Genomic DNA, 22,260 nt, shown 5'->3' on the forward strand with positions numbered 1-22,260 from the left:
GGCTTTTAGTCGCTTTGAATGACCGCTAAGGACCAGGGCGTCAGCAGGCATTCGTGTTGTCCGTTGCCACTCGACACACCTTCTGGATCGCTGCTTAACAGCAGCTGCCAATGCCCTTCTGTGAGTAAAAAGTTCTGCGCTTTCTCAGTGGCATTACACAATAGCCAAAGGGCTTCGTTCAGCTTTATTGCTACGGCGTTAGGCTCGTTTTGATCGGCAGTTTGATGCAGCATCTGGCCGTCCGGTAATCGATACTCTTTAGCTGCGCCGGTATCAAATAAGCCGCTGTTGCGCAGCGCAATGCAGCGCTGTACGAAATCGATCAAGGCATTATCTTTGGCGCTCCAACCCAACCAGCTCAATTCATTATCCTGACAGTAAGCATTGTTGTTTCCCGCCTGACTGCGACCCAGCTCGTCACCCGCCAACAGATGAATCGGGCCGGGTGACAACAGCAAACTGGCCAGTAGATTGCGCTGCGTGCGGTGCCGCAACGCAATGATATCGGTCTCTGTTGTGTCGCCTTCCACCCCCCAGTTACGGCTGAAATTTTCACCATGGCCGTCGCGATTGTCTTCGCCGTTAGCCTGGTTGTGTCGCTGTTCATAACTGACCAGATCGGCGAGCGTATAACCGTCGTGGTAGGTGATGAGGTTAAGGCTCTGGCTGGCACCCGCACGTGACTCACCAAAGCGCTGTGGCGAACCCTGCAGTGCATCGATAAAGGCTGACAACTGGTGATCATCACCGCGCCAGAAACGCCGCAAGGTATCTCTATAGGCGTCGTTGCATTCGACCCAGCCAACCGGAAATTGTCCGGCCTGATAACCCTGAGGTCCTAAATCCCAGGGTTCGGCAATGAGTTTGCAGCCGGCCAGTTGCGGGTCTTGCTGCACGACTTTAAAGAAGCTCGCCTGACCGGAAAATGCCTCGGCTTCGCGACCCAGACTGGCGGCTAGATCAAAGCGAAAACCATCGATCTGATAGTGCTGGCGCCAATGCCGCAGGCTGTCCATCACCAGGCGCAGCGTGGCATCTTGTCCGAGATCCAGGCTGTTACCGCAACCGCTGTAGTCGAGATAGCTACCGCCTTGGTGCTCGGGGTGGCGATAGTAGTGGTCATTGGCGAGCGCTTTAAGATTCAGCACGGGCCCAGCCTGATTCCCTTCCGCACTGTGGTTGTAAACCACATCCATGATGACCTCGATGCCGGCCTGATGCAGGGCGCGCACCATGGTTTTGAATTCGGTCACGGCGTCGTCCACGGCATAGCGCGGTTCCGGCGCGAAGAAGCCAACCGGGTTGTAACCCCAGTAGTTCGTCAGCCCCAGATCAACCAGACGTTGTTCGGTCATAAAGGCGAAGCAGGGCATCAGTTGAACGGCGGTCACACCCAGTGATGTTAAATAGTCCAGACTCGCCGGATGGGCGATGCCCAGATAGCGGCCGCGCAGCACATCAGGAATGTCCGGGTGACGCTGGGTAAAGCCTTTGACGTGTAGCTCATAGATCAGCGTTTGTGACCAGGGTGTTTGTGGGGATTGGCTGTCTTGCCAGTCGAAGTTGTCCGGGCCTGGCGTTAATGCTTTGGGCAGAAAGGGTGCGCTGTCGGTGTTGGGATCCGTGGCATAGAAGCTGGAGTGTGATGTCACCGACTCTGTTAATGCCTGCGCATAGGGGTCGATCAACAGCTTAGCCGGGTTGAACCATAAACCCTGTTCCGGTTGCCATTGTCCATCTACACGAAAGCCATAGCGCTGACCGGCCGGTAGATCGACAACGAGTCCATGCCAGATAGCACCGCTGCGTTCGCTCAGTTCCAACTGCTGTTCCGCGCCGTTTTCATCGAACAGACAAAGCCAAAGGCGCGTCGCCTTGGGGCTGTAAACCGCGAAATTAGTGCCGTCCGGTTGCCGGCTTACGCCCAGAGGATAAGGTCTGCCGGCCAGACATCGCAGCTCAGTGTGCATCGTTGCGTCGCTTGATAAAGAGCGCGGCTAAGGGAGGCAACTGCAGTAGCAGGCTTTGCGGCTGGTTGTCACAAGCTGTTTCGTCACTGTCGAGCCAGACGCCGCTGTCGAAATCGCTGCCGCCATAGAAACGTGAATCGGTGTTTAACAGAATGTCATAGCGTCCAGCCGCAGCGACACCCAGTCGATAATCGAGCTGGGGTTCGGTTTGGGTATTGAGCACGATCAGTATTTGTTCAGCACTGTCGGGATCGCAGCGCCAGAGACTGAAGACACTCTGCTCTGCATTGCTGTTGCGCAACCAGGTAAAACCTTCAGGCCGGCCGTCGCCACGATGCAGCGCAGTTTGCTCGCTATAAAGCCGATTCAAATCGCGCATCAGCGCGTGAATACCGCCGTGGTGAGGGTCTTTTAACAGCGTCCAGTCCAGCTCCTGCACTTCACTCCATTCGCGTCGCTGCGCCAATTCGTTGCCCATAAAGTTGAGTTTCTTACCCGGATGAACGTATTGCCAGGCAAAACAGAGCCGAAGGTTGGCGCGTTGTTGCCAGTCATCGCCGGGCTGGCGTGTGAGGATGGTGCCCTTGCCGTGTACCACCTCGTCGTGGGACAGCGGCAACACAAAGTGCTCAGCAAAGGCATAGTTTAGGGTATGGCTCAGTTGCTGGGCATGACCGGGACGGTCATTCGGAGGATGCTGGAAATAGTCGAGGCTGTCGTGCATCCAGCCCAGGTTCCATTTGAAATCAAAGCCCAGTCCGCCTTGGTCGACCGGGCGGGTAACACCGTCAAAACTGGTCGATTCCTCGGCGATGCAAAAGGCGCGCGGGCAGCGCTCGGCGATGGCCAGGTTCAACTGCCGCAGTAACCCAATGGCTGCGTAGTTGTGATGGCCGCCATCGACATTGGGCGTCCACTCGCCGGGGCCGCGTGAATAATCGAGATAGAGCATGGAGGCCACCGCATCGACGCGCAGCGCATCGATATGAAACACCTTCAGCCAATAGAGCGCCGAGGCAATCAGAAAGTCGCGCACTTCCGGTTTGCCAAAATCGTAGATATAGGTTTGCCAGTCCGGATGCCAGCCGCGCTTCGGATCGGCGTCTTCATAAAGTGGGCTGCCATCGAACCGAGCCAGGCCATGTTCGTCCGCCGGGAAGTGTGCTGGCACCCAATCGAGAATGACGCCAAGCCCGGCCTGATGGCATTGATCGACCAGATATTTGAAATCGTCCGGAGTGCCGTAGCGACTGGTCGGCGCGAATAACCCCAGCGGCTGATAGCCCCAGCTGCCGTCGTACGGATGCTCCATCAGCGGTAGAAATTCGAGATGCGTAAAACCCAGATCGAGCACGTAGGGAATCAGTTGGTCGGCCAGTTGGCGGTAATTGAGCGGCTCTCCGCCAGGGCGTTTCCAGGAGCCAGCGTGGACTTCATAAATACTCACAGGTGCTGCTTGTGGGCTGGTGAGTGAGCGTTCACACCAGTGTTTATCCTGCCATTGGTAGCGGCTGTGATTGGTAATCACGGAATTAAATTGCGGGAACTGTCGAGCCTGAAAACCGACAGGGTCAGCCTTGTGCGGCAGGCGTTTGCCCTGAGCATCGGTCAGCGCAAATTTGTAGTCATCGCCGCTGACCAGGCCGGGAATAAAGAGTCGCCAAATGCCGTCATCATGCTGTTGCATAGGATGGCGGCGTTCATCCCAGCCATTGAAGTGACCGATCACACTGACGCTGCTGGCGGCCGGTGCCCAGAGCGCAAAGCGCACGCCTTCCACTGACTGTTGACCGATTTCCGCTCGGCAACATTGCGCGCCCAGATTGCGGTCGATGCGCAGTGGATCGGTATCGAAGTCGGTCTGGCTGCGCTGGGCAAATTGGTAGGGATCGAAGGCGGTCCAGCCGTGGCCATCCTGACCTTCAATCTGCAGTCGATAGGGTTGCTGCAAAGCTTTTGCCAATGGCAGTTCAAACAACCCATCGGGATGCACCGGCGTCATCAGCCCGAGTGAGCGCTGACTGTCGAACGGCAGCACCTCGATGCGTTTTGCCTTTGGTTGGTAGACACGCAGACAAACGTCATCCGCTGTCTGTTGCGGACCCAGAAAGGTAAAGGGGTTGGCTTCGAGAGCTTGGCTGAGCCGTGTGGCCAGCGCCTGTCGATCGATATCCATGACAAGACCGAGATGGTTAGCAGTCAGCCTTCAGTCTAACTGCTAACGAAGGCCGGTGCGCGTTTGGTGCACACCGGCTAGAACAATGGCTTAGCTGCGCAGAGCAGCGATGCGGTCGTCCAGGCTGGGGTGGGAGGCGAACAGTTCGCGCGCCTTGCCTTTAATACCAAAGGCAACGAGTTGGCCGTCCAGTTCTGAATCATGACTGCCTTTTAGGCGTTGCAAGGCGGCAATCATTTTCGGTGCACCGACCAGCTTGGCTGAGCCGGCATCGGCGCGGAATTCGCGCTGGCGCGAGAACCACATGGCAACAATGCTGGCGAGTACGCCAAAGACCATTTCCAACACCATGGTGACACCAAAATAGGCCAGATAGCTGCCCTGGTTATTGCCGCCGCGTACCAGCAGTTGAGCAATGAGTCGGGCAAAGAAGATCACGAAGGTGTTCAACACGCCCTGCACCAACGCCATGGTGACCATATCGCCATTAGCGATGTGGGAGATCTCATGCGCCAGCACCGCTTCGGCTTCGTCTTGATTCATCGACCGCAGCAGACCCACCGAGACCGCCACCATAGAGTTATCCCGGCTGGCACCAGTCGCAAAGGCATTGACGTCCGGTGAGGGGAAAACCGCTACTTCCGGCATGCCAATATTGGCCTGTTTGGCCAGACGTTCGACCGTGGTCATCAACCAACGCTCAGCGTCGGTGCTCGGTTGTTCAATAACCTTGGCGCCAGTAGCGCGCTTAGCCATCCACTTGGATAACTGCAGTGAAATAAAGCTGCCGCCCATGCCGAAGACGAAGGCGATGACCAGCAAGCCGGTGGTGTTGCCCGCCTGGATGCCGAGAATCGGCAGCAGGATATTCAGGAAGACACCCAGAACCAGGACGATGGCCAGGTTGGTGCCCAAAAATAACAGTGTACGGAACATAATCGACCCTCTGTCGGTTATCGTCCGAACATTATGGGGACAGCCCGATGTCAGGCAAGTGACTCCGGTCAGAGCGAGTGCCAAGGAATTGCAAAGGCCGGGGTGTTAACTGGCTTCGCTGTCGGTGGGGCTGTTGTTGAGGCTAAAGTCGCGTGGGTCGAGGCCGTGTTTTTTGAACAGCTTGTACAGGTCGGTTCGGTTACGGCCGATCAAATCCGCTGCCCAGCTGACTTTGCCTTCGGTCATGCGCAAGGCACGAATCAGATACTGGCGTTCAAACTGATCGCGCGCTTCGGTCAGCGTCGGCCAATGATGGCTTTGATCAGCCAGTGCCTGGTCTACCAGCGCCGGCGCAATAACCGGGCTCGGGCTCAGCGCGACGCATTGCTCAATCACATTAACCAACTGGCGCACATTGCCTGGCCATTGGGCGGTCATCAGTCGTTCCAGGGCGGCGTCGGAAAAGGCGCGAACATCGGCCTGGTGACGCTCACTGGCCTGGCGTAACAGATGACGCGCCAGCAGCGGGATGTCTTCGGCGCGCTCGCGCAGCGTTGGCAGATGCAACTCCACCACTTTCAGCCGGTAGTACAGGTCTTCGCGAAACTGACCTTCGGCCATGGCTTCGGGCAGATTGCGATGAGTGGCTGAGAGCACCCGTACATCCACTGCAATGGTCTGGCTGCTGCCGACCGGGCGAATCTGGCGTTCCTGCAGTACGCGCAACAATTTAACCTGTAACGGCAGCGGCATATCGCCGATCTCATCGAGAAACAGAGTACCGCCGTCGGCAGCACGAAACAGTCCATCTTGCTCACGCACCGCGCCGGTGAAGGCGCCCTTGGTGTGACCAAAGAGTTCGGACTCGAGCAGATGCTCCGGTAAGGCACCACAGTTGATGGCGATAAAAGGCTGGTCGGCGCGGCGGCTGGCGCGGTGAATGGCCTGGGCCAGCACTTCCTTGCCGGTGCCGCTGGCGCCGGAGATCAGCACGCTGACATCGCTCAGTGCCACCTGGCCGGCCTGGGCCAATAAATTTTCCATGACATCGCTGCGACTGAGCAGGTCGCGACGCCAATCGGCCTGACGTTGATCGGCGCCCTGTGCCAGCGCCTTTTCCAGTAATTCGCGCAGTTCAGCGTGGTCCAGGGGTTTGGTCAGAAAACCCAGAACACCGCGCTGGGTGGCTTCGACGGCTTCGGGAATGGAGCCATGCGCGGTCATCAGAATGACCGGCAAGTCCGGCTGGCGCTGGCTGATCCAGTCGAATAATTCCAGACCGTCTTCGCCGGGCATGCGCAGATCGCTCAGCACCAGTTGAAAGCGTTGCTGATCGAGCGCCTGTCGGGCGGCGGCGCTGCTGTCCACAGCGGTAACCGCATAGCCTTCGTTATCGAGCCGAATGGCCAGCAGTCGCAGCAGACTGTCGTCGTCATCGACCAGCAGCAGACGGGGGCGAGTTTGGGTATCAACGGTCATCGGCGTCTCCTGCATCCGGGGCTCGCGGTGCGCTGAGTTCTTCTTGGCGCAGCTGTGATTCGATCGCCGTCAGGGCTTCAATCTGGCGTTCCTTCTCCGCCAGATCCGCTTCCAGTTGCAGCATCCGCCGTTCACTGGCCTGGCGTTGGCGCCGGCTGAGGTCGCGTTCCAGCAGGGCGTCGTTAAATTGCAGTGTCTGATCGAAAACCGGCTGCACTGACGCCGGCAGGTACGGCTGTTGACGTTGTAAGGTCTGCTGGCCGAGACGGCGCAGCGCTTCGGGCATATCGGCGCGGCTGGTGACCAGGGCCGCGATCAGTTCAGCGCTGGCCGGCTCGGTGACGTCGTAGTGCTGCAAGGCGCGCCACTGTTGCATCTGTGGTCCGCTGGCCAGCTCCAGCTGAATGTTAAGCCAGCCCTGACGGGCGTTCTGATTGTCCTCCAGCTCCGGCACCTGAGTCGGGGCAATGCATTGCTCGGTGGCACCATCGACCGATGCCGTGCTCGGGTTCAGCGCGAAGGATTGGCAACCAGCCAGTACCACCACTAAGGGCGTACAGCGGAAAAAAAGCTTCATAAAAAGGTGTCCTTTAACGGCAATTGTACGCGCACGCAAACATCGAAATCCGGCAGATCAACAAAGTGTGCCTGGCCACCGAGCAGGCGGGCGCAGTCGCTGACCACCGACAAGCCGAGGCCGGTGCCACGAAGCGCATCCAGCCGTGGCGCCTGGCCGCGCTGGAAGGGCGCAAACAGGCTGTCGCCCTGGTCTGCCGGGATGGCCGGGCCGGTGTTGGCGACGTCCAGTTGCAGGTTGTCTTGCTGTTGACTCAGGGCGATGCGCACCCGGCCATTCTGGTAACCATAGGCTTGGGCGTTGTTGAGCAGGTTATCGAGAATGCGTTGAAACAGGCGTGGGTCGGTGTTGAGCGAGGTCATAGCACAGTCAATTTCCACGCTGAAGTTACGTTGTCGCAGCGCCAGGCCATGTTGCTGCACGGTGATGTTGATCAGATCGCTGGGGTTGATGCGTTGCGGGTCGACCTCGCTTTGTTGCAGCAGCTGGTTGTAATCCAGTAATTGATCGGTGAGTTGCGCCAGTCGTTCAGTGCTGCGGGTGAGCAGTGTCAGGACTTCGCGTTGGCTGGGATTGAGTGGACCGGCGATGCCATCGGCCAGCAGCGCACAGCCTTCTTTCATGCTCGCCAATGGCGTTTTCAGTTCGTGCGAGGCGTGCCGCAACAGCGCCAGGCGCAGTGACTCGAGTTGCTCCAGCCGGCCCGATAACCAGTGCAACCGCTCGCCCAACTCGTTCAGTTCACGCGGACCATTAACCTGGGCTGGTAAGGTCTTGTTGGTTTGGTTCTGACCAATGGTGCGGATCATCCGATCCAGTCGCTGAATGGGCGTGGCAATACGCCGGCTGGCCCAGAACACCAGCACCAGCGTCACCAGTACCAGCAGCACCGTCTGGACGCTGAGCCAGTCTTGGCGTTGAGTGACGTAATCCTGTTGTTGCGCCAGGCGTTCATTCAGGCGCTGCCAGACACTGTGGTTTAACTGCCGCTGATGCAATCGCAGCGTGCGTAACGCCTCGTTGAGCTCGATGCCGTCTAAGCTGTCGAAGTTTTCGCCCAGATCACTCAGCACTTGTTGCTGCTCGGCGCAGACCGGCGGTGGCTGTTGCTGAGCTGCGCTGAAACAGAGCGTGCTCAGCGCTTGGGAATAATCTTGTAACTGTCTGGCTGCGGTTTGGTGGGCGGCGTCGGTGCGCAGAATATCGTATTGGCGCAGGGCGCGTTCTATATCGACGACCAGACTGTCGAGGCCTTCGATCTGCCGGGCATTGCGCACCGCGTCCTGAGCTTCGCGAACGGCCAGGTCGTTAATGCCGTTCAAGGCGGCGTGCGCTTGCCACAGCAAGACCGCCAGCGGAATTAATGCGATAGCAAAGCTGGTCAGCACCCACTGGCGCAATGAGGCCGGGCGTAACAGCTTGTTGAGTGTCTGACGGAGCCGGGTCCGCTGCACAGCCTTTCCTTTGTTGATCATGAGTCCGCTGATAACAAAAAAACCGGCGCCAGGCGCCGGTAAAGTGACCGTTAGAGGACGGTCTGTGGGTGTGGCCGACCTGCTAAAGGCCGGCCGGACGCATTAGGACGCGCCTTGGCCTTCCATGCCAGTACCGCTTTCCATGCCGCTGTTCAGTTCCAGCTCTTCAAATTCGGCCAGGGTCAGATCACCAGAACCGTCTTCGTCGAGCGTTTCGAACTCTTCGGTCAGCGTCATGCTGGCGGACGCTTCTTCCATGGAAATCACGCTGTCGCTGTTGGCATCGAACTGTTCGAACAGCGCTTCGTGGTCTTGCGTTTGGCTGGTAGCCGCCAACTGGTCGGCCAGAGCACCGGTGGCAGTGAACGCTATCAGAGTAGTGGTAATTGCGATTGCAGTTTTCATGGCGTTTACTCCTGACTGTGGTTTAGATCAAAGTTTTGATGTCGCCCAGGTCGCTGTCCGCCTGGGTTAATTGGACTATTTCAAGTGGCGTGCCAAGTCAGAAAAAACGTTTAAAAACAATGAGATAGGGTGGTTTGGTGGTTGGCGGGGCGATGCTTGGCAAGGGGAAAGCGTCGGCGATTGGCGACGCTATAGCAGGGGATATTAAGAAAAGTCTTGTAAATCAATAAGTTAGGGTGTCGCCAAATGGCGACACCTGCTTTAGGTCCGGAACCGCTGGGTTTGTCGATCCAGTTCTTCCAGGCGTTTTGAAACATCCTCAACCTGAGCCCGAACCCGCTTCAGCGCCTGGTTGTCGTTGCGCAGATGGCTGGCCACGCTTTCCATATCGCGGCTGATGCCCGACGCTGCCTTGTCGACTTCTTCGATGGCATGCGCCATCTGGTCGGCCGCGGCCACACCGCGCTCGGCATCGTTCTCAATCGCCTGCATCGCCTGGACAGCATCGGCGCTGTTTTTCTCAACCGCCTCGAGGTGATGACGACCACTGTCGGTCACTTCCACCGCCTGGCGGGTAAAGCCCTGGATGTCGCTGACGATGGCGTCAATTCGCGAGGTGGCATCGACGGTTTGTTCCGCCAGTTTGCGCACTTCATCGGCGACCACTGAAAAACCGCGACCGGCATCACCGGCGCGAGCCGATTCGATGGCGGCGTTCAAAGCCAGCAAATTGGTCTGCTCGGCCAGGCCATTGATCATTTCGACGATGTTGTCGATGTCGGTCGAGCGATCGTTCAGCTCGTTCAGTTTGACGTCGATCTGCGCCACCATCTGGCTGGTTTCGCCCAGACTGTTAACCGCCTGATGCAGAATCTGGCTGCCGGTTTTGGCCGATTGCTGAGTCTGCCGTACCTGCTCAGACAGCGTCCGGGTGGTTTCGGCCACGTCCGACAGCGTCGCGGAAATTTCTTCGGTGCTGGCGGCGACACTCTGGCCCTGATCGTTGATCTGTTCGTTGCTGCGCTCAAGGCTGCGGGTTTCGCCGATCAGTTCCTGCATCATCTGCGTTGAACTGCGGGCTGAGGTCGACACCGCCTTAACCAGCGCGCCCAGACCTTCGGTACTGGCGTTGACCTGGCCGCTGAGCTGATCGAACTCGTCGTTGCGTTTTTGATTGACGCTCAGGCGCGCGCTGAGATCACCCTCTTTGACCTTGTTGAGATCGCTGATGATGTGCTTCAGTGTCAGGCTGACATTGCGGGTGATCCCGAAGACGATGGCCAGCATAAACAGCCCAATACCCAGGCTCACCAGCGCCAGCAACGTCCGGGCGCGGGTGGCGCTGGAGTCGGCGTGGTTCTGCGCCTGGCTGATGCGTTGGTCCAGTTCGGTACGCACCTGCAACTGCTGGGCATCCATGGCATCCAGTGCCGCGCTCATCGCAGCCTGGTTGTCTTCGAGCTGGCTGCTGCCCTGGCGATGTTCATTGAGGATTTCGCGGTAGCTATTGTTCTGCTCGGTGAAGCGTTCAGCCAGACCATAGTCGCTGAGAAAGCTGATGTAGGTTTCGAAGGTTGTCTGTAACTGTTCGAAGCTTTGCGCCGACGGTCGTGACAGGTAGATCACTTCCTGGTTGCGGATCTGCTCAATCTGCTCCTGCACGAAGGAAAGAAAGCCGACATCTTCGCTGATCTGATTACCCTTTTCGCGCACCTGGGCGTTAAAGCCGCTTTCCAGCGTCAAACCCAGCCAATGCGCCTGTTCTATGTAGGCCGCCGTGGCTTGAAGGTAATTGCGGTATTGGTTCAAAAAGCCGGGCAAACCGGTGCTGCTGCCCGCATCGAGGTTTTCGGCATCGAGCCGCTCAAGTGCCGCCTGCAGATCGTCCTGTACCGCCGTGATGTTGTCGTCGTTGAGTCGGAAGACGCTGATTCTTAGGCGCAAGGCTTCGAGCGTGTAAGCATCCAATCGAGTCGATTGGTGATTGAGTTGCTCAAGTTGATCAGTGGAATCCTGCTGCTGATTGAGCCCTTGCAACGCCACCACATAAAGGATGGCAAGCCCCAGCAATGCGCTGACAACAAGCAGCATGAGCTTCATGCGAAAACTGAGATTCTTTATCATTGTTTTATATCCGCCGTCGAACTACAGACCCGCGCATAAAACACAGCGGGTAGATCAGTTTAGCGGCGGGAGAAAGGCTTTATTGAACGTTGTTTTGGAACGCTAGGGTCCATCAGGGCAACACTGCTCAGGCTGAACAGTGTTCCCTGATGGTTGTGATCAGCTCGGCAGGCGCTCGTATTCGTGCGCGCCAAAGAAGTTGCGCTGACCCTGGATCAGGTTGGCAGGCAGGCGGGCGCTGCGTACGCCGTCGAAATAGGCGAGCGCATTGGACAGTGCCGGCGTCGGCACGCCGCCTTCAATGGCGCGGGCCAGCAAGCGACGCAGCGCGCCTTCACAACCATTCAGCTCGGTACGATAGAAGTCGCTGAGCATCAGGTTGTCGAGCTTTGGCTGTTGCTCAAACACTTTCTGAATCGGATCCAGCGCCTTGGCGCGGATAATACAACCGGCCTTCCACACCTGGGCGATGTTGGCCATGTTCAGCTTCCAGTTGTATTCACGTGCTGCCTCAGACAGCAGCGAGAAACCCTGGGCGTAAGCGATCAGCTTGGCGGCATAGAGCGCCGCTTCGGCGTCATCGACCAGACCGTCATAGCCGGCTAATGTTTGCTTGGGCTGATAGAAATCGTGCAGTTGCTGGCGTTCATCCCAGCGTGAAGACAGGGCGCGGGCATACACCGCTTCGGTGGTGATCGAGCCGGGAACGCCCAGCTCCAGCGCCTGAATGGCGGTCCATTTGCCGGTGCCTTTCTGGCCGGCTTTATCCCAGATGTTATCGACCCAGTCGCTGCCGTCGTCGTCTTTGATGCGCAGCACTTCGGCGGTGATTTCCACCAGATAGGACGACAAACGACCCTGGTTCCAGGCGTCGAATTTCTCGGCAATGGCGGCGTTGTCGAGGCCAGTGGCACCCAGCAGATGGTAGATTTCGGCAATCATCTGCATATCGCCGTATTCGATGCCGTTATGCACCATCTTCACAAAGTGACCGGAGCCGCCGTCGCCCATCCATTCACAGCACGGCTCGCCGGCGTCGGTCTTGGCGCTGATGCCTTGCAGAATCGGCTTCAGCGCTGGCCAGGCGGATTCATCGCCACCGGGCATCATCGAGGGTCCGAAACGGGCGCCGTCCTGGCCGCCGGAAATGCCACAGCCGACAAAGTGAATGCCTTTGGGCGTCAGTGCATCGCTGCGGCGTTGGGAATCGGTAAACAAGGAGTTGCCGCCATCGATCAGGATGTCGCCGTCGTCGAGCAATGGCTGCAGTTCGTCGATCACTGCGTCGACCGGACTGCCGGCTTTAACCATCAGAATAATTTTGCGGGGTTTGGCCAGCGCATCGACAAAGCCTTGCAGCGAGTCGGTGCCAACCAAATTGTCGTGGGCGCTTTGTTTGACGAAATCGTCGGTGACTGAGCTCGTTCGGTTGTAGACGGCCACCTTATTGTCGTGATCCAGCAGGTTAAGAACCAGGTTTTGACCCATTACCGCCAGGCCGATCAGACCGATATTGCAGTCACCGCTCATGCGCTACTCCTCGCCAGAATATATTGCTGTTGTCTTGGGGATCCGGTGTGCATCAATAAGGGCAAAACTGACAAATGCAATTATTGACAACAGTCCGGTATTGAAGGGATGTGACAGGAAAAACCGGCACGCGTTAAAGGCGCGCCGGTCGGGCAGTCGTCAGCCGCTGCCGAGGAAGAAAATACTGAAAATACTCAACGCCAGAGAGATCAAACCAACCGACAGTTCAATCAGTGCAACCACGCTGCGGTCAGAACTGGCTGGCCGACTGACACGTTGGGTGCGGGTGCCATCGACTTTTTTAGCGCTGCTCTTAGCCGCAGGTTTAGACGTCTTGCTGGATTTAGCGGCCGGTGCTGCTGATGACCGCTTGATCCGAAACGCTGCCAGGAAGGTGGTGCGCAATGGCTGGGACGCCAAAAAGCCGATGCCGGAAACGATCAGGATATAGATCAGCATATCCAGCAATTGCGGCGGTTCGGCCCAGAAGCGGGACCCATAAAGCGGATAGAGCACGCCCGCGCTGATCAGCGTACCGATCAGGGTGCTGAATAGCGGGTAGACAATTTTGATCAGGCGTTGAATCAGACCCATGACAATGGGCAGACCGATCAACACCACGGCCCAGTGAGCGTAGGAATTAAACTGGATAAAAACGAACAGGGTATCCTGCAGATAGAAAGTACCGGCACTGGTACCCAGGGCAAAAACCAGTGCACCCACCAGGACATTCAGGGTTTTGGAAAAGCGAGTGTTCTTGTAAATCATCATCCCTCCGGGGAAATCTCACCATAACTGTATTCGTCGGCAGATTGTGTGAGCGACCAATACACTTCAGCGATGAAGAGCATTCCGCGGTACATCGTGAAAGCAGGCTGGATAGTTATCCATCAAGGCTGTCTTAGCACCAGGCATCCGCACCGCACCCAATACCGATCCACAAAACTGCAACCGGCAACCGGGCTGAACAGGCTGAATACAGCCGCTGGGCGGCTATTCGAAAACCGTGGCGTAAAAAATAGCCAAGGTCCCAGAGTTTATAAAGTGTGATGCAGTCGTGATCAAGTGAAAACCCATGGCATCAACAGCTTGGCAGCTTTTAATCACGGATTTCCCAGCCAGAAACTGCCGAACCAGAGCCACAGGGGTAAGGACACAAAACCGAGCAAGGATTGCACGGTGATGATGTTGGCCATTAAACGGGTATCGCCGCCAAGCTGGCGCGCCAGAATAAAGGCCGATGACGCCGTCGGCAGCGCCGCCAGCAACAGCAAAACCTGCATTGCTAAGATCGGCAGTGCAAACCAATAACCAAAGCTCAGCATCAACACCGGCAGGGCGATGAACTTGAACAGGCTGGAGATCAGAATCGCGCCGACATCACCGCCGAGCGAGCGCGGTGTCAGCGCGACCCCGACCGCGAGCAGACCTAAGGGCAGGGCCGTCGCGCCCATCAACGCCAGCGTCGGGGCACTCCAGCCGGGCAAGCCAATGCCGACGATGTTCAGGCCCAATCCCAGCAGACAGGCCAGAATCAGCGGATTGGTGGCTAATTGCTTCGCCACCCGGCCGGCACTGATATCGGCCTGACTGCCAGCGATGGCAAAGGCCAGAATGCACAGCACATTGATCAGCGGAATCATCACGCCCACGGCCATCGCCGCCCAGACCAGGCCGGCGTCACCAAACAGAGCACTGGCCGCTGCCAGACCGATATAGGTATTGAAGCGGATGCCGCCCTGGAATACCGAGGTAACCGCTGCCCCATCTTTGGCCAACCAGGGGCTGAGCAACCCGATCAGCACGCTCAAACTCAGCAAGCTGGCGCTGATCACCAAGGCCAGTTGGCCCAAACCGGCCGCAGAAAAATCCGCCAGCGCCAGGCGATGTACCAGCAAGGCCGGAAAAGCAAGGTAATAGGTCAGTCGTTCGATGCCGGGCCAGATGTCGGCCCCGGGGAAATTCAGCCGCCCCAGCAGGGCGCCGATCAGGATCAATAAAAAAACCGGTCCGAGGGCGTCGGCGATCATGGTGTCAGTTTCCGGGCACAAAGCGCATCAGTGTAGGCGGCGAGCGAAGGCCGATAAACTCTTGAATATTACCCGGATTAAATTAAAATAAATTAATTCCGGGTATAAATGAGGCGATTATGGAACTGATCATCTTTCACGGCAACGACAAGGTGGCGCTGGATGCGCCAGCGGAAGCGTTGTCTTCAGCGCGACGCTATCTGGCAGAACAACCCTGTGTCGGTGGCGATCTGCTGGTGCTGGACCGACGCAGCGCGCGCCTGGTGGAAATCGATTTCAGTCAGGACGACGGCGTCATCCTGAAAATGCTGGCGCAGCAATATGGTCTGGCTGAGCCTGGCGCCAAACGTTCGCGCGGTCGTCCCAAGCTCGGGGTGCAGTCGCGGGAGGTGTCGTTGCTGCCGCGTCACTGGCAGTGGCTGAATGGCCAGCCGGGCGGTGCTTCGGCGGCGCTGCGACGTCTGGTCGAGGCGGCGCGGCGATCGCCGGAACTGGTGTTGGAGGAAGCGCGTCAGGCGGTTGATCGGTTGCTGCAAACGCTGGCTGGTGATCTGCCGCAATATGAAGAGGTGTTGCGCCAGTTTTATCGCCGAAATTACGACTCTATGTTCGAGCTGATGGCGAACTGGCCGCCGGCCATTGTCGAGCACGTCACTGAGCTGGTGGCTCAGGTACAGCAGGCGGAACAGGCCTTGCCGGTGGCTGCGCACTAAAGCCCGCCGGTCTTGTTCAGGGCCATTTTCGGAGCATTGTTCCGGGTATCGTTCAGAAAGCACGAAGGTCTCGGTCAGTCTTTTCCGATTGTGGCGCCACTGGGGCGGAACTAGAGTGAGCGGCATTACAGAGGAGAGCTGTTATGTCTGCCAAAGCCCCGGTTTTCTTTTTACCCCATGGTGGTGGTCCGCTGCCGCTGATGGGTGATCCGAATCATCAGGCCATCATCGATCTGCTCAAGCAGGTGTCGACGCGCTGGGAAAAACCCAAGGCGGTGTTGGTGATCAGCGCGCATTGGGAGGCCGACCAACCGACGGTATTGGCCGACGTCGATCCGGGGCTGTATTTCGATTATTACGGCTTTCCAGCTGAGACTTACGAATATCAGTATCCAGCGCAAAATCCGCTCAGTTGGCAGCAGACCATCGCCGCTGAGTTGGATAAAGCGGGCCTCGTCTTTGATCGTCAAACCGATCGTGGCTATGACCATGGCGTCTTTGTGCCGATGAAGCTGATTTACCCCGAGGCCGATTTTCCGGTGATGCAGGTATCGTTGGTGAAAGGGCTGGATGCGCAGGTGCATCTGCAACTGGGTCGTGCGTTGGCGGCCTTGCGTGAACAGGGCGTGTTGATCATTGGCTCCGGTTTTTCCTTCCATAATATGCGCGCCTATAACTTCCAGGGTGGTCCAGCCAGCCCGCAAAGTGAGGCCTTTCATCAGTGGCTGGTGGAGCAGCTGACCGATCCGGAATTGTCGCCGCAGCAACGTCAGGACGCACTGGCGGCCTGGACGGAAGCACCGCACGCCCGTTTCTGTCACCCGCGTGAAGAGCATCTGTTGCCGTTGCATGTCTGTCTGGGTGCGGCGGAAGGCGCCCCGGCGGAAATCATTTTCGACGAAGCCATGCTGGGGCAGCGCGCCATAGCGGCGTTGTGGAATTAACGCCAGGCTGTGGAGAGTGTACCTGGGACTGACAAGCGCCTATGATTTGGCAACGTCGGGCGAGCCTACCAATAGCACAACAAGCTCGCCGCCGGAGGTCCCATGTCCACTCAGCCCGAATTCGAACTGGTGCAGGAGCGCGAACACAGTTTGCGCTATCTGTCGCACGCCGCTGACAGCGAGCTGATCCGCTGGCATTACCATCGTGAATACGAGTTGCATCTGATCCGCGCCACCCGTGGTAAAGCCTTTATTGGCGATTATATTGGTCCGTTCCGGTCGCCTACTGTTTTTCTGTGCGGGCCTAACCTGCCGCATAACTGGATCACCACCGCCCAGTGGCAAAAAGGCACCCGCGACCAGGTCATCAATTTCAGCGACGAACTGATGTCCCGGCTCAGTCTGTTGCTACCGGAAATGCAGTCCCTGCAGCCGATGCTCGATGCTTCCCGTTACGGCCTGGAATTCGACGCCACTGTCAGTCACGAGCTGGTGCCGGCCTTCGATCGCATTGAGCGCGCCAGTGGTATGAACCGGCTGCTGGAGTTCTTTGAGGTGATGAACCGCTTGGCACAGAGCGACGCCAAAGTGTTGTCGACGCGCGCCTATGAACATCAGGCTGATCCGTTGCTCGAACAGCGCATCAATACCGTGGTCAATTACATCGCCGAGCATTTCACCGACGACATCAGCCTGGATGACGTGGCTTCGCTGGTACGCTTGTCGCCGACCTTTTTTTCGCGCTATTTCCGCCGCGCCACCGGCCACCGTTTTATCGATTTCGTCACCCGGATGCGCATCAGTAAAGCCTGCGAACGGCTGGAACTGACGCCAGACCCCATCACCAACATCTGCTTTGAAGTGGGCTTCGCCAACGTCGCCAATTTCAACCGGCATTTCCTCAAGATAAAAGGCATGACACCCAGGCAATATCGGGACTCGCTCGCGTTGCGTGGTGGTGTGCACCGGTTGCCAATTTCCACTGAAGTCAAAAAAGTATAGAAACTTTTGGGTGCAGTATTGGTTGCCTGGCCAGTCCATACGTTTAATGGGGTAATCCACCGGTCACTGTCGTCCGGTTGATTCACACAAAAACAACAATGGACAGGTAATAGCGATGCAAATAACAAAAGCACCCTCAGTGCGTCTGGCCACTTTGGCCTGCGCCATCTCCCTCTCTACCGCAGCCCTGGCCGAAACCGTCACCATCGGTACGGTAAACAACGGCGACATGATTCGCATGCAGGCGCTGTCTTCCGCCTTTGAAGAAGCGCATCCGGATATCGATCTGGAATGGGTAATCCTGGAAGAAAACGTACTGCGCCAGCGTCTGACCACGGACATTGCTGCCAACAGCGGCCAGTTCGACGTCATGACCATCGGTATGTACGAAACGCCGATCTGGGGCGATAACGGTTGGCTGGAGCCGATGGACAATCTGCCTGCCAGCTATGACGTAGACGACATCTTCCCGTCCGTTCGTGGCGGTCTGTCGAACGACGGCACTCTGTATGCGCTGCCGTTCTACGCCGAAAGCTCCATGACTTACTACCGCAAAGATCTGTTCGAAGAAGCCGGTCTGACCATGCCGACTGAGCCAACCTGGGATCAGATGCGCGAATTCGCGGTTGCCCTGCACGATCCGGCCAACGAACAGTACGGCATCTGCCTGCGTGGTAAAGCCGGCTGGGGTGAAAACATGGCGCTGGTCACCACCATGGTTAACGCCTTCGGTGGCAGCTGGTTCGACATGGACTGGAATGCGCAACTCGACGGTGAAGCCTGGCACGAAGCCATTAACTTCTATGTCGATATCCTGGGTAACTATGGTCCTCCGGGCGCTTCCAGCAACGGCTTCAACGAAAACCTGGCGCTGTTCAACACGGGCAAGTGCGCCATGTGGATTGACGCCACTGTCGCCGGCAGCTTTGTGACTGACGAAAGCCAGAGCCAGGTTGCTGACGAAGTTGGTTTTGCCGCCGCTCCGATGCAGGAAACCAGCAAAGGCAGCGGTTGGTTGTGGGCCTGGGCCCTGGCTATTCCGGTCAGCTCTGACGCCAAAGATGCCGCTCAAGAATTCGTTACCTGGGCGACGTCCAAAGAGTACTCCGAGCTGGTTGCACAGGAATACGGCATCGCCGCTATCCCGCCGGGCACTCGTAACTCTACCTACGAAAACCAGGAATACCTGGACGCGGCTGAATTTGCATCCATGACGCTGTCACAAATGCAGAAAGCCGACCCGAACGACCAGACTCTGAACGACTCCCCGTACACCGGTGTTCAGTTCGTTGCCATTCCGGGCTTCAGTGGCTTCGGTACGGTTGTTGGTCAGCAGGTTTCCGGTGCACTGTCCGGTAACGTCTCGGTTGACCAGGCGCTGCGTAACGCCAACCAAGTGGTGAATCGCGAAATGCGTCGCGCGGGCTACCAGGACTGATCCTCAGTCGTCGTTAATCGCTCGTAATCAAGCCCCGCCGGGTTATCCCGGCGGGGCCCGTTTTATCGGAAGCCAGTCTCATGTCTCAGATCAACACCAACGCTGGTATCGCCAAGATACTGGTCGCGCCATCGGTCATCCTGTTGGCGTTATGGATGATCGTGCCCCTGGCCATGACCATCTATTTCTCTACTTTGAATTTCAACCTGATGATCCCTGGCGGTCGCGATTTTATCGGGTTTGAAAACTACTACTGGTTCTTCACCGATCCCAGTTTTATTGCCGGCATTATGAACACCCTGGTACTGGTCGGCTCAGTACTCATTATCACTGTCGGTCTGGGTACGCTGATTGCTGTATTGGTCGACAACCCCTTTCCGGGCCGTGGTGTGGTCCGTGTGTTGTTGATATCACCCTTTTTCATTATGCCCACGGTAAACGCCCTGATCTGGAAGAATCTGTTGATGCATCCGGTCAGTGGTCTCTTTGCCTGGCTGTTTCGCCAGGTCGGTCTGGAACCCATTGACTGGTTCACCGACCTGCCGATGACCTCGATTGTCATCATCGTTTCCTGGCAATGGTTACCCTTCGCTATCCTGATTTTGATGACGGCCATGCAGTCGATGGATCAGGAACAACTGGAAGCGGCGCGGATGGACGGTGCCGGTCCGATCTCAACGTTTTGGCACATCACCTTGCCGCATCTGTCGCGGCCATTGGTGGTGGTCATCATGATTGAGACCATCTTCCTGCTGTCGATTTTCGCAGAAATTTTCACCACCACCTCGGGTGGCCCGGGTACGCAGACGACCAACCTGGCGTATTTGATTTACACCCAGGCGTTGCTGCAGTTCGACGTCGGTATGGCGTCAGCCGGTGGCATCATCGCGGTCGTTCTGGCCAACATCGTGGCGGTCTTTTTGATTCGGGCTGTCGGCAAGTCGTTGGCGGAGCAATAGGAGACCGGTTATGGATATGCATCGCGCTAAAATCGTTAAAGGTATCAGCGTCACCATTGCTGCCTGGCTGGTTGCTCTGCTGATTTTCTTCCCGATTTTCTGGATGGTTTTAACCAGCCTGAAAACGGAATTGAATGCGTTCTCCACGCCACCCTCGTTGTTCTTTAAACCCACCTTGGAAAACTATCTGGTGGTGTTTGAGCGCAGCGATTACCTGAAATTTTTCTGGAACTCGGTGGTGATCAGTTTTGGTTCGTCCATCCTCGGTATGTTGATTGCCGTGCCGGGCGCTTACGCCATGGCGTTCTATCCGACCGAGCGCACCAAGGGTCTGTTGCTGTGGATGTTATCGACCAAAATGCTGCCGCCGGTGGGTGTGTTGGTGCCGATTTATCTGCTGTTCCGTGACACCAACCTGCTCGACAGCAAGATCGGTTTGATCATTATTTTCACCCTGATCAACCTGCCGATCATTGTCTGGATGGTCTACACCTACTTCCGCGAAGTGCCCAACGACATTCTCGAGGCGGTCCGTATGGACGGTGCTCATGTCTGGGGTGAAATTCGCCATGTGTTGTTGCCCATCTCGCTCGGTGGTTTGTCATCCACCTTCTTGCTGTCGTTGATTCTGAGTTGGAATGAAGCTTTCTGGTCACTGAACCTGACCACCTCCAGTGCTGCGCCTTTGACGGCCTTGATTGCCTCCTATTCCAGTCCGGAAGGGTTGTTCTGGGCCAAGCTGTCGGCGGCATCCACTCTGGCGGTGGCACCGATTCTGATTTTCGGCTGGATCAGTCAGAAACAGTTGGTGCGTGGTCTGACCTTTGGTGCGGTTAAGTAGTAGAGCACTGTTTTATTGAGGGCGGCTTTGGCCGCCCTGTTGTCAACCTTGTTGTTAGAAAATCGAGCGAAGTTCGACTTCGCTGACGGAGGTAAGTGCGTGTCTCGATCTTCTCAAGCGCTGGCGGAACTCACCGCAGCGACCTGTCCCGATGGCCTTGGCTGGCCTGCTTATGAGCGCAAGCTGACCACCGGTATTGTCCATGTTGGTGTCGGCGGTTTTCACCGCGCCCATCAGGCGCGTTATCTGGACGATTACCTGGCCGCTGGCGGTGAGTCTCATTGGGGTATTTGCGGTATTGGTCTGATGCCCGGCGATGCCAAATTGTTCGATGCCTTGCAGCAACAGCAAGGCCTCTATTGCCTGACTGAGAAAGACGATCAAGACTCAACCGACCGCGTCATCGGTTCTTTGCATCGGTTGATTTTCGCGCCGGAAAATCCTCAGCAGGCGATTGATGCGCTGGCCGATCCGGAGGTGAAAATCATCAGCATGACCATCACCGAAGGCGGCTACCGTTACGACTTCGACAAAGATCGTTTCTTCAGCGAACACCCGGACATTCAGCACGACCTGGCCCACCCGCAAGCACCCAAAACACTCTTTGGTTATTTGTGGCAGGCCGCCAAGTTGCGTGCTGCTTTAGGTGATGCTGGCAAGGTCACTTTAATGTCTTGTGACAACGTGCCGCATAACGGCAATGTGTTACGCAAAGCCATGCTCGCCTTTATCGAACTGGCCGAGCCGGCTTTGAAACCCTGGTTCGAGCAGTCGGTGTCCTATCCGAACTCCATGGTCGACCGCATTACTCCGGCGCCGGAAGTTGCCGATGCCGAACGTATTGCTGAACGCTATGGCGTTAACGATCCGTGTGCGCTGGGTTGTGAAAGCTTTATTCAATGGGTCATTGAAGACAATTTTATTGCCGGTCGCCCGGCTCTGGAAAAAGTCGGCGCCGAATTTACCAACGACGTTTCGCCTTATGAAATGACCAAGCTGCGTCTGTTAAATGGCAGCCATTTGATGATGGGTTTTGTCGGTTATCTGGCTGGTTACGAACGCGTTGATCTGGCCATTAAAGACGCCGCCATTCTTAAGCTGGTCCGTCAGTATATGGAGCTCGATGCCGAGCCGACTTTGGCCAAAGAAGTGATGCCATTCCGCGCCTACGAAGACACTCTGATCGAGCGCTTTGGTAACTCACAGATTGCCGATCAGCAAGTCCGTATCTGTTCGGACGGTTACGCCAAATTGAAAAACTACGTCATGCCAGTGGTGCGTGATGCTCAGCGTCATGGTTTGGCCATGCATCGTCTGGCGTTTTTGTTTGCCACCTTCCTGGCGTATCTGAACGGCCAATCCGACGACGGACAGCCATTGCGTATTATTGAATTCAACCTCAGCGATGAACAGAACCAGGCGACGCGCGACGACCGCCTGTCGTTGCTCAAAACCGATGCGCTGTTCGGCCAGCAACCGGCCGGTCAGGACGAGGCGTTTCTGGCTTTGGTTGAGCACTGGTACCTGCGCACTGTTACTGAAGGCGGTTATAACGCCTTGCAGGCTCTGTTAAGCGAACATTGATGACGATTCATGGTGGGTGCCTTAGGTAATAAGGCATCGGCAGCGCTTGGCGGCCCCGGGGGCCGCCTTTTTTTGTC

Annotated in this window: 18 protein-coding genes; 7 read left to right on the plus strand and 11 right to left on the minus strand. The window is 57.0% G+C overall.

What is annotated here, in order from left to right; translation table 11 throughout:
* Positions 1-5: 5 nt before the first annotated feature.
* The 11 genes from glgX to ABMA60_RS08475 form a co-directional block, all read right to left on the minus strand.
* Complete coding sequence (glgX, locus tag ABMA60_RS08425; protein ID WP_392801456.1) at positions 6-1,970, minus strand: glycogen debranching protein GlgX; 1,965 nt, start codon at positions 1,968-1,970, stop codon at positions 6-8.
* Positions 1,960-4,146: a 1,4-alpha-glucan branching protein GlgB gene (gene glgB / locus ABMA60_RS08430; protein WP_392801459.1), complete on the minus strand. Its 2,187-nt coding sequence runs from the start codon at positions 4,144-4,146 to the stop codon at positions 1,960-1,962. The genes glgX and glgB overlap by 11 nt, the downstream gene beginning before the upstream one ends.
* Positions 4,147-4,236: 90 nt before the next feature.
* Entirely contained in the window at positions 4,237-5,082 is an 846-nt protein-coding gene (htpX, locus tag ABMA60_RS08435; RefSeq protein WP_392801462.1) for a protease HtpX, read from the minus strand.
* Positions 5,083-5,187: 105 nt separating this feature from the next.
* Entirely contained in the window at positions 5,188-6,561 is a 1,374-nt protein-coding gene (locus tag ABMA60_RS08440) for a sigma 54-interacting transcriptional regulator (RefSeq protein ID WP_392801466.1), read from the minus strand.
* Positions 6,551-7,138, minus strand: coding sequence for a hypothetical protein (locus tag ABMA60_RS08445; protein WP_392801469.1), 588 nt, complete (start codon positions 7,136-7,138; stop codon positions 6,551-6,553). Before ABMA60_RS08445 ends, ABMA60_RS08440 begins: the two co-directional genes overlap by 11 nt.
* Positions 7,135-8,592, minus strand: a complete 1,458-nt coding sequence (locus ABMA60_RS08450; protein WP_392801472.1) for an ATP-binding protein — start codon at positions 8,590-8,592, stop codon at positions 7,135-7,137. The genes ABMA60_RS08445 and ABMA60_RS08450 overlap by 4 nt, the downstream gene beginning before the upstream one ends.
* A 123-nt stretch (positions 8,593-8,715) precedes the next feature.
* Positions 8,716-9,018, minus strand: coding sequence for a hypothetical protein (locus tag ABMA60_RS08455; RefSeq protein WP_392801475.1), 303 nt, complete (start codon positions 9,016-9,018; stop codon positions 8,716-8,718).
* Between the two features lie 261 nt (positions 9,019-9,279).
* Complete coding sequence (locus ABMA60_RS08460; RefSeq protein ID WP_392801477.1) at positions 9,280-11,109, minus strand: methyl-accepting chemotaxis protein; 1,830 nt, start codon at positions 11,107-11,109, stop codon at positions 9,280-9,282.
* A gap of 192 nt (positions 11,110-11,301) precedes the next feature.
* Positions 11,302-12,672, minus strand: a complete 1,371-nt coding sequence (gnd, locus tag ABMA60_RS08465; RefSeq protein ID WP_392801480.1) for a decarboxylating NADP(+)-dependent phosphogluconate dehydrogenase — start codon at positions 12,670-12,672, stop codon at positions 11,302-11,304.
* Between the two features lie 159 nt (positions 12,673-12,831).
* Positions 12,832-13,440 (minus strand): hypothetical protein, encoded by a 609-nt coding sequence (locus ABMA60_RS08470; protein WP_392801483.1) that lies wholly within the window; start codon positions 13,438-13,440, stop codon positions 12,832-12,834.
* A gap of 335 nt (positions 13,441-13,775) precedes the next feature.
* Positions 13,776-14,702: an AEC family transporter gene (locus ABMA60_RS08475; protein WP_392801486.1), complete on the minus strand. Its 927-nt coding sequence runs from the start codon at positions 14,700-14,702 to the stop codon at positions 13,776-13,778.
* 119 nt (positions 14,703-14,821) lie between these two features.
* Between ABMA60_RS08475 and ABMA60_RS08480 the strand changes: the two genes are divergently transcribed.
* The 7 genes from ABMA60_RS08480 (at position 14,822) to ABMA60_RS08510 (ending at position 22,183) form a co-directional block, all read left to right on the plus strand.
* On the plus strand, positions 14,822-15,415 hold the full coding sequence (locus tag ABMA60_RS08480; RefSeq protein WP_392801490.1) for a DUF2239 family protein: 594 nt from the start codon (positions 14,822-14,824) through the stop codon (positions 15,413-15,415).
* Between the two features lie 143 nt (positions 15,416-15,558).
* Positions 15,559-16,359: a DODA-type extradiol aromatic ring-opening family dioxygenase gene (locus ABMA60_RS08485; protein ID WP_392801493.1), complete on the plus strand. Its 801-nt coding sequence runs from the start codon at positions 15,559-15,561 to the stop codon at positions 16,357-16,359.
* Positions 16,360-16,461: 102 nt separating this feature from the next.
* Complete coding sequence (locus tag ABMA60_RS08490) at positions 16,462-17,361, plus strand: helix-turn-helix domain-containing protein (protein WP_392801496.1); 900 nt, start codon at positions 16,462-16,464, stop codon at positions 17,359-17,361.
* A 115-nt stretch (positions 17,362-17,476) separates the two neighbouring features.
* The gene (locus ABMA60_RS08495) at positions 17,477-18,799 is read left to right on the plus strand and encodes an ABC transporter substrate-binding protein (RefSeq protein ID WP_392801498.1); all 1,323 of its coding nucleotides are present in this window, start codon (positions 17,477-17,479) and stop codon (positions 18,797-18,799) included.
* Between the two features lie 80 nt (positions 18,800-18,879).
* The gene (locus tag ABMA60_RS08500; protein ID WP_392801502.1) at positions 18,880-19,758 is read left to right on the plus strand and encodes a carbohydrate ABC transporter permease; all 879 of its coding nucleotides are present in this window, start codon (positions 18,880-18,882) and stop codon (positions 19,756-19,758) included.
* Between the two features lie 10 nt (positions 19,759-19,768).
* On the plus strand, positions 19,769-20,599 hold the full coding sequence (locus ABMA60_RS08505; RefSeq protein WP_392801505.1) for a carbohydrate ABC transporter permease: 831 nt from the start codon (positions 19,769-19,771) through the stop codon (positions 20,597-20,599).
* A 99-nt stretch (positions 20,600-20,698) separates the two neighbouring features.
* On the plus strand, positions 20,699-22,183 hold the full coding sequence (locus tag ABMA60_RS08510; protein ID WP_392801508.1) for a mannitol dehydrogenase family protein: 1,485 nt from the start codon (positions 20,699-20,701) through the stop codon (positions 22,181-22,183).
* Positions 22,184-22,260 lie beyond the last annotated feature (77 nt).

The organism is Saccharospirillum sp. HFRX-2 (assembly GCF_043196805.1).
Lineage (GTDB): Bacteria > Pseudomonadota > Gammaproteobacteria > Pseudomonadales > Natronospirillaceae > Saccharospirillum.